This is a genomic window from [Phormidium] sp. LEGE 05292 (assembly GCF_015207735.1).
Taxonomy (GTDB): Bacteria; Cyanobacteriota; Cyanobacteriia; order Cyanobacteriales; family Aerosakkonemataceae; genus Floridanema.
Map to the genome: position 1 here is coordinate 1 of NZ_JADEWG010000219.1, position 8079 is coordinate 8079.

An 8079-nucleotide genomic window follows, 5' to 3' on the forward strand; every position below is an offset into this window, starting at 1 on the left:
CTGCCCCTCTGCCCGAAAAGATATAAAGTATTTTTGGGGAAGTTTTTTTAAGGTTTTATCCCATGCAACAGTTCTTATATCACATTTATTCTGGGAGAAAATATCTCCAACGTCTGTTTTTGTCCTTAGCGTTAGTGTTGTTGGCAATGCAGGGTTTTGCTACACCTGCTAATGCCACAGGTGCGTATGATATGCCCAGTTTAGCGGCAGGAGACAAAACTTGGATTATCGATCAAGCAGAAGTTCTCAGCCGTAATAGTGAAGGGCAGATTAACGGTACTTTAGCGAATTTGGCGCAGCAAACGGGAAATGAGGTGAGATTTGTCACCATTCACCGCTTAGATTATGACGAAACAGCCCAAAGTTTTACCGATCGACTCTTTGAAAAGTGGTTTCCCACACCGGAAACGCAAGCTAATCAAACTTTGTTAGCGATCGATACTGTGACTAACACCACAGGAATTCGCACCGGGGAAAAAGTAAAATCCTTGATGTCGGATGAGATTGCCCAAAGTGTTGCCTCAGAAACCGTATTAGTGCCTTTGCGGGCAGGTGACAAATACAATCAAGCTTTTGTCGATGCTAGCGATCGCATTTCCGCAGTATTATCTGGTAAACCCGATCCTGGTGCTCCTGTAGTTGCTGACACTTTACAAGTAGAAAGTACCTTTAAAAAAGCCGAGGAAACTGATGCTGGTAGTTCAACTATTTGGGTAATTGGCTTATTAATTGCTGCTACAGTCATCCCAATGGCAACCTACTTCTGGTATCAATCAATGGGTTCGTAATGTAGAAGGCAGAAGGCAGAAGGCAGAAGGCAGAAGGCAGAAGGCAGAAGGCAGAAGGAAAGAAAGTTAACACAAAGCTTTTTTTAACTGTTCTTAACTTTATCTAGCTTTTCTCTGGCATGAGGAGGTAAAGTCAAACTTTATTTTCTGTTCCCTGTTCCCTGTTTCCTAAATTTATTTCTGCCACGCTGCACTAATCCTGAATATACTCTTGTCCAGTAACTAAAGCTAACTCAGCCCGGACAAACTCCCGCCCCAAATAGCCAGCATGATCTAAATAAGTAACGGGACAGGGCTGAGTTTCTTCCAAAATTTTCACACAAATTTCCTTGGCAGTTCTGCCAGTATATAAAGTTGTGTGAGTTCGTTCCACCTTACCTTTTGCTGGAATTACCTTTCCGGTTTCTGGATCGACAGCTAAACCACGTTCATCAATGACATTAGTGTAATGTTTGGCGCAGATCAATCCGGCTTCTCTATCTAAATAGATAATAAAATATCCAGCCGGATCGAGCTGAATATCACGTTGGGAAAGTCGATCGTCAATTAATGCAAGGTCTTCTTTAGTTTGAGTCATTTTAGGCAAACTAGATGGCATGATTCCAAAAATTTGATTTACTACAATGGGAAATGATATGAAATCAGTATCTTACCGATCATATCAAATTTACCAGTAATTCCTCCTGAAACTACCATTTCTTCTCATTCTTCTGTTCTTACTTTGCGTCCTTTGCGTCCTTTGCGGTTCCCTAAAAAATATTCTCGGAAAACCAAAAGATACTACTCATTTTCCAACTCCATCTGTAACTCAGGCTGACGCTGACTAAAGGGAATATCCAAATTAATTGCCTCAATTTGTTGCCATTCGATTTGGTTGACTTCGCTGATATAAGATTTGAGAATTTTGCTTAAGCGGGGGTTGTAAAAGCGGTGCAGACTGTGGTTAGGAGTTGCGGGAAAACCCCGACGTTTTTTATGTTGTCCACCTGCACCAGGATCGAAAATTTGCACGCCATGAGCAATTCCCCATTCAATTGGCGTATAGTAGCAGGCATCAAAGTGTAAACAGTCGATTTCTTGGAAACAACCCCAATAACGTCCGTAAAGTCGATCGCCTTTGTAAATACAAAAAGACATTGCCATTGGGTGATGAGTATTTTGCTCGTTATAAGCAGCAACCAACAAAACGCGATCGCGATAACTAGAATAAAGTTGCTCAAAGAACTTTTTGGTTAAATATTTACTTCCCCACCAACCGAACTTGTCACAATGATGACTGTAGAAATTGTACATTTGATTCAACAAAGGTTTCGCAATTTCCTCGCCTGTTAAAGTGCGAATTTGTAAACCTTCCTTTTCTACAGCTTTGCGTTCTCTTTTAATATTGCGCCGCTGATTGGCATTAAACACCCCTAAATAATCATCGAAAGTCTTGAATCCTTCATTTTTCCAGATGTAGCTATGGTGTACCCAACTAAAGAAACCGTGACGTTCGATAATTGGTCGCCATTCTGGATCGACATAGAGGAAATTACAACCGGAAATTTGATGGCGATCGCAAAAATGATCGATCGCATTTACCATCATCTGGGTTAACTCATCCTCATCTTCCCCCGGCGCAATTAAAAACCGATACCCCTCCGCCGGAGTAAACGGAGTCATCCCCAACAATTTCGGATAATATTGAATTCCCAAGCGACCTGCCAAATCTGCCCATTGATGATCAAAGACAAACTCGCCATAACTATGACCTTTAACATAAAGTGGGGCAGCCGCAATTAATTGCCTATCTCGCCACACCGTTAAATGATTAGGTAGCCATCCCGTTTGTCCCTTAGCACTACCAGAACTTTCTATATTGTGTAGCCACTCCCATTCCAAAAAGGGAGTTTTTAAAGGCATTGCCAAAGCATCCCATTCAGATTGAGGGATTTCGGCAATGTTATTAATCCAAGAAACCGAATAGCGAGGCTTAATTTGTTCTACCATCTGGCCCAATTGGGAGCAAAAGTTCAAACTTTCTTTAAATTAATCCAATTTTGCTAACGTTGCAGTCGATAATGCAAAAATACCTCTTGGTCTACTCTCTCTACAGACAAAAGTTGCAATTTAGGAGCCAAATTTGCCAAAAAACCCGCGCCTGCGACTGGAATTGGCGCATTTTCTCCCCCTAAGATTAGCGGACAAACCGTAAGCCAAAATTCATCCACTAAATCTGCTGCTAGCAGGGAAGCCACCAGTTTACCACCACCCAAAACCGCTACCTTTTGCAAACCCATTTCTGTGAGTTTTTCCCCAGCTGCTACCCAGTTAATCCCCCCTTCTTGCATTTCAATTGCAAAGACTTTGTGAAACCCTCTTTTTTGATGCCAAGATTGGGAACCATTAATAGTAGTGAATAGCCAACGAGGAACTTGCTGTTTAAAGAAGCGTAACTGGGGGTCTATTTTTCCCGAACTCGAACACACAATATGAATGGGTTGACTTCTTTTACCTTGCAGTTCTCGTTGTTTAAGTAACTCAGGATCGGAAATCATTAAGGTTGTACCGTATGCTCGTAATGTGCCAGCACCAAATAAAACCCCATCGACTAAAGCAATCTGTTTTTCTAAGTGCGCTTTATCAACCGCAGAACCAAATCTGGCGGGAGATGCCTGAACGTCAGCAATTTTGCCGTCAGCACTCATCGCCAGAACTACAATGGTATAAGGGCGATTTGTCAACAAAACTTAAACCCTCTCACTTTGGCAATTTTTCTGTGGGATTTTTCACCCTTTTTTGGGAGAACAATAGCAGACAAGTTTCTTATAATGACATTTATCGATCGCTACGCAGTAGACTATCATTAGCGTATACCACTTATCTACTTTCAGACATTGTATTCTTCTTCCTACGTGGCGACATAACTCTTATTACTTGTCCGGTTGTCTGCTACTAAGTTACTACTTCCCTTTAACTATAATTTTTTAGAGACTCGCTATGGGTAAGTTAGGTCAATCTTCTTTTCGCCGCATTTTACTCTCTCGTATCCTACTTTTAAGTGTACCAATATTATTAGTAGGGGAGTATGTAACATACAAAAAAGCACGTTCAGGTTTGTTAGAAACCGCCCGCCAAAACTTAACAGAAAGTGCTGTGAGAAAGGGGGAAAGAATTGAAGAATTAATTGCTGCTTTGAAGTCTAACTTAATGGTAGCCAGTCAAGCTTCTGTTCTCAAATCTAATTCATCCAATCAGAACGATCAAAAATTTATTTCCCAATTAGCTACTCAGTTACCAACTAAAATTCAGTGTATCCAATTAACTAATTTCCAGACTAGTAAAGTTATAGCTGGTACCTGTGGTGATTTACCACTAGTTTCTTTACCTCCTAATTTATGGGCAGAAAAACAAACTGAATTACTACCAGATTTGTCAAATGTTTATGTGACGACTCTGATTAGGAAAAACCCAATAAATAACGACAACAATCTCAGCGATCAAAATCAGTTCCAACTGATTTTAAGCGCACCTGTTTATAATAGTGCAGGTCAACTCCAAAATGTATTAACTATAAAATCTACACTAACCCAACAACAACGCGATCTATCTGGTTCTCTTTACGGTGATACAGTAGTAATTGACCAAGATGGGACAATTTTAGAACATCCACAAAAAGAGCGACAAGGAAAAAACATTTCTCAAGAAAAAGATGCTTCTAGGCTAGAAGCAATCGTTAGAAATGCGATTAGCGGACAACAATATTTTCTTCATTTATCTGATTTTGAAGATGACGGAGTAGAATCAGTAGTTGGTTATTCAGCTATTCATAGCCCTTTAAGTAAAGAACAAAATAGTAAATGGGTAATCTTAGCAGTTGCTAGTATAGATAGTGCTTTATATCGTCTAAATGAAATTCAGCAAGTATTATTGATTCTCACTTTAGGATTAATTGCTGCTATTTTATTAGCAACGTTATATTTATCTCGTGATTTAGCACGTCCTTTAGAACAATTGGGTGAATATGCTTTAAATGTTGGTAAAGATCGTTCAGTAATTAAGATTAGCCCGACATTTAAAATTAGGGAATTAAATCAGTTAAGTGAATCTCTCGATAGCATGGTTGGGCGATTAACAATTTGGGCAGAAGAATTAGAAAATGCTTGGAAAGAAGCGCAAACAGCGAACAAATTAAAAAATGAATTTCTCGCGAATACTTCCCATGAATTGAGAACGCCTTTAAATGCAATTATTGGTTGTGTTCGTTTAGTACGTGATGGTTGTTGTGACGATCGCGAAGAAGAATTAGACTTATTACAAAAAGCTGATGATGCGGCAATTCACCTATTACATATTATTAACGACATCCTCGATTTATCGAAAATTGAAGCAGGTACGCTGTCTGTAGTCCTGCGACCTGTGGATTTGCGATCGATTCTCAAAGAAGTAATTGATTTACAAATGGTTCATATAAATCAAAAAGGCTTACAACTATTATTTACTGCACCAGAACAATCAATTACAGTCCAAGCAGATCCAGCAAAATTGAAACAAGTTTTCCTGAATGTTATCGGTAATGCTGTTAAATTTACCGAAAAAGGTAGCATTACTGTTACTACTACCTTAGAAGCAATTCCCAGCAAACAAACCAACAATAATAACTATTGGGTATTGGTGAAAGTCAAAGACACAGGAATTGGTATACCAGTTGAAGAACAAAAAAAGCTATTCCGTCCCTTTGTTATGGCTGATGGAACTAGAACTCGCAAGTATGGCGGAACAGGGTTAGGTTTAGCCATTTCCCGCAAAATTATGGCACTAATGGAAGGTACAATTAATTTGCAAAGTCCAGGTGTAGATTTGGGTACCACTGTAGAAATTGGTATGCCAATAGTTAGTTCCGGCTTTTTTGCAACTGGAACTACTGAATCACCAACTGATAATAAAGCAGAAATACCCTCCGTAAGCGAAAGGTAAATTACAAGGTTCGTAGTAACGACTTCAGTCGTACATTCCCGCCATAAAACGACTAAAGTCGTCACAACGAACCAGACTTATGATAATTTAATTGGTTGTCCTCCTTGCTGTAACGATCGGGTTAAAGCGTAGAGAATTTCCACTAATTGTGCTCCCACCCAACCAGAGGAAACTGAAGAAGGCTGATTTTGTTGAACACAATTGATAAAATGTTCGCAAACTTGTTTTAGTGGTTCTACTTTAGGAACATTAACAACTTCAAAACTGAGATTTTCTGGATTGAATTTGTTGCCAAGTACGGCGAAATTTCCCTTGTGAATTGATAAAGATGCTGTCGTAGATAATTCGTCAAAAATTAGTGTACCTTGACTACCAACTATACCTAAACGGCGCTGTTTATCAGGATTCAGCCAACTAACATGGATAAATGCTTGAAAACCACTAGGATAAGTAAGAGTCACCCAAACTAAATCATAAAGTGGATTTTCTGGACTATTTTCTGTTGCTTCTGTTGGTTGCAACCAAAGCTTACCACTAGCTTGAACTTGAGAGGGAGTTTCTGATAACCAATTGCTGAAAATAGCGATATCGTGAATGGCTAAATCCCACATGGCATCGACATCTTGACGCACTGGGCCTAAATTGGTTCGTGTAGCATAACCATAGCGTAACTCTCCTAAAACTCCTTGTTCCATCACTTTTTTTCCTTGTGTTACTGCGGGATGAAACAGGTAAGTTTGATCGACAACGAGTTGGCGTTGTTTTTGTTCTGCTAACTGGCAAAGTTCTAGAGATTCGTCAGGATTAATAGTTAAAGGTTTTTCGGCTAAAACGTGATAGCCTAAATTGAGAGCGTCTGCTACTAATTGATAATGAGTGGCGGCGGGAGTTGCAATTACTACAGCATTTAATTCGGGTAATAGTCGTATTTCTGACCATTCAGTGGCTAAAACTACGGTATCATCTAGTTGGTGGCGCGATCGCACATCTTCCAACCTATCCAAATTTGGATCGACTACAGCGACTAAACGTACTTCAGGAAGCGCCAAAAAATTTCGCACTAAATGTACGCCCCAACGTCCAGCCCCTAAAATTGCAATGTTAATTGTCATTTGATTCCTTGTAATTGCTCAAATGCTTCTTTAGCGGCGGCTTGTTCAGCAGCTTTTTTGGAATGTCCTTCACCTTTTCCATAAGCTTTGTTATTGACTTTAACCACTGCTTTAAATGTTTGCGAATTACCCTTAATTCGTTTCATTTCCATAACTTCATATATAGGCAAAACTTTGTAAACACTTTGGGTAAGTTCTTGCAGCGCGGCTTTATAGTTATGACGAGCCGGATCGGAAATAATTTCTGCGGCTAAATCTTTGAAATGACGATCGATCCAAGGACGAACTAATTGTAAATTTTGTGAACTTAGGTAAAGCGCACCCATTACCGCTTCTAAAGCATCTGCTAATCTAGTTTCTCTTCCAGCGACATCGCCAGCGGCGCTTTTATCTAACAATAAATACCGTTCTAATCCGTAAGTATCAGCGATTTTGGCTAGGATGCGATCGCTCACCAGTTCCGCACGAATACCAGAAAAATCACCCACAGAAGATTCGGGGTAATTTTCCCACAAAAACTCTGCTGCTGCTAACCGTACCACCGCATCACCTACAAACTCTAATTGCTCATAATTAGCTTCCGCTGAGAAAGTCGGATGAGTCAGCGCCAAGTCCAATAACTGCCACTTAACTGATGCAGTTTCAGGTATTCCCATTTTTTGCACCAAGCTTTCTAATTGACTTTGGCGACGGGGATAGCTGAGATTCATTATTACTGCTTTTGTTTCCTTTCCAATAAAAAAGGGAGAGAGCAAGTCATAAGCCGGGTTCTGTTCTCTTAACTATACAAGCTAAGAGGGCAGTTATCTATCTGGGACACCTGTTACCAGATGCCTCTAGCGGTACCTAATAACGGAACTGGTAAAAGACCAACCATAGTTCCTTCCACCTTGCTCCCAACCGGGGTTTACCGAGCCAACGCCTCTCGACGTTGCTGGTGCGCTCTTACCGCACCTTTGCACCCTTACCAAAGATAGGGGATTGGGTATTGGGTATTGGGTATTGGGAAATTTCTTCCCTAGCACCCAGTCCCTAGCCCCCAGTCCCTATTCTGGCGGTATCTTTCTGTGGCACTATCCTCACGATCGCTCGCACTGGGCGTTACCCAGCAAGTTCGGTCTTTCGGGAGCCCGGACTTTCCTCAGACTAGCTTTCGCTACTCTGCAACCGCCTACCCCTACTCTCTCCTAATATCTAGTTTACTGGGGAACAGGGAATGGGGG

Annotated in this window: 7 protein-coding genes and 1 other RNA gene; 2 read left to right on the plus strand and 6 right to left on the minus strand. The window is 40.6% G+C overall.

From position 1 onward, the window contains the following. Positions 1-62 precede the first annotated feature (62 nt). Positions 63-788, plus strand: a complete 726-nt coding sequence (psb32, locus tag IQ264_RS30120) for a photosystem II repair protein Psb32 (RefSeq protein ID WP_193985982.1) — start codon at positions 63-65, stop codon at positions 786-788. A 193-nt stretch (positions 789-981) separates the two neighbouring features. Here the strand turns inward: psb32 and IQ264_RS30125 are convergent, their stop codons facing one another. The 3 genes from IQ264_RS30125 to IQ264_RS30135 form a co-directional block, all read right to left on the minus strand. Next, on the minus strand, positions 982-1365 hold the full coding sequence (locus IQ264_RS30125; RefSeq protein ID WP_193985994.1) for a DUF4346 domain-containing protein: 384 nt from the start codon (positions 1363-1365) through the stop codon (positions 982-984). 203 nt (positions 1366-1568) lie between these two features. After that, complete coding sequence (locus tag IQ264_RS30130) at positions 1569-2777, minus strand: GNAT family N-acetyltransferase (RefSeq protein WP_193985984.1); 1209 nt, start codon at positions 2775-2777, stop codon at positions 1569-1571. 53 nt (positions 2778-2830) lie between these two features. Further along, a complete protein-coding gene (locus tag IQ264_RS30135) occupies positions 2831-3475 on the minus strand; it encodes a RibD family protein (RefSeq protein ID WP_413470378.1) in 645 nt (214 codons plus the stop codon). A gap of 292 nt (positions 3476-3767) precedes the next feature. Here IQ264_RS30135 and IQ264_RS30140 point away from each other — a divergent pair, with 292 nt between their 5' ends. Next, complete coding sequence (locus IQ264_RS30140; protein ID WP_193985988.1) at positions 3768-5744, plus strand: sensor histidine kinase; 1977 nt, start codon at positions 3768-3770, stop codon at positions 5742-5744. A gap of 77 nt (positions 5745-5821) precedes the next feature. Here the strand turns inward: IQ264_RS30140 and IQ264_RS30145 are convergent, their stop codons facing one another. The 3 genes from IQ264_RS30145 to rnpB form a co-directional block, all read right to left on the minus strand. Then, a complete protein-coding gene (locus tag IQ264_RS30145; RefSeq protein ID WP_193985990.1) occupies positions 5822-6856 on the minus strand; it encodes a Gfo/Idh/MocA family protein in 1035 nt (344 codons plus the stop codon). After that, positions 6853-7566, minus strand: a complete 714-nt coding sequence (rnc, locus tag IQ264_RS30150) for a ribonuclease III (protein WP_193985992.1) — start codon at positions 7564-7566, stop codon at positions 6853-6855. The genes IQ264_RS30145 and rnc overlap by 4 nt, the downstream gene beginning before the upstream one ends. Positions 7567-7599: 33 nt before the next feature. Then, an RNA gene (gene rnpB, locus IQ264_RS30155) (RNase P RNA component class A) lies at positions 7600-8041 on the minus strand. Positions 8042-8079: the final 38 nt, after the last annotated feature.

Excerpts from the sequence above, each read along its gene's own strand:
- IQ264_RS30135 (WP_413470378.1), bottom strand. The coding sequence starts at position 3,475 with ATGAGTGCTGACGGCAAAATTGCTGACGTTCAGGCATCTCCCGCCAGA.
- IQ264_RS30125 (WP_193985994.1), bottom strand. The coding sequence starts at position 1,365 with ATGACTCAAACTAAAGAAGACCTTGCATTAATTGACGATCGACTTTCC.
- IQ264_RS30140 (WP_193985988.1), top strand. The coding sequence starts at position 3,768 with ATGGGTAAGTTAGGTCAATCTTCTTTTCGCCGCATTTTACTCTCTCGT.
- IQ264_RS30130 (WP_193985984.1), bottom strand. The coding sequence starts at position 2,777 with ATGGTAGAACAAATTAAGCCTCGCTATTCGGTTTCTTGGATTAATAAC.
- rnc (WP_193985992.1), bottom strand. The coding sequence starts at position 7,566 with ATGAATCTCAGCTATCCCCGTCGCCAAAGTCAATTAGAAAGCTTGGTG.
- psb32 (WP_193985982.1), top strand. The coding sequence starts at position 63 with ATGCAACAGTTCTTATATCACATTTATTCTGGGAGAAAATATCTCCAA.
- IQ264_RS30145 (WP_193985990.1), bottom strand. The coding sequence starts at position 6,856 with ATGACAATTAACATTGCAATTTTAGGGGCTGGACGTTGGGGCGTACAT.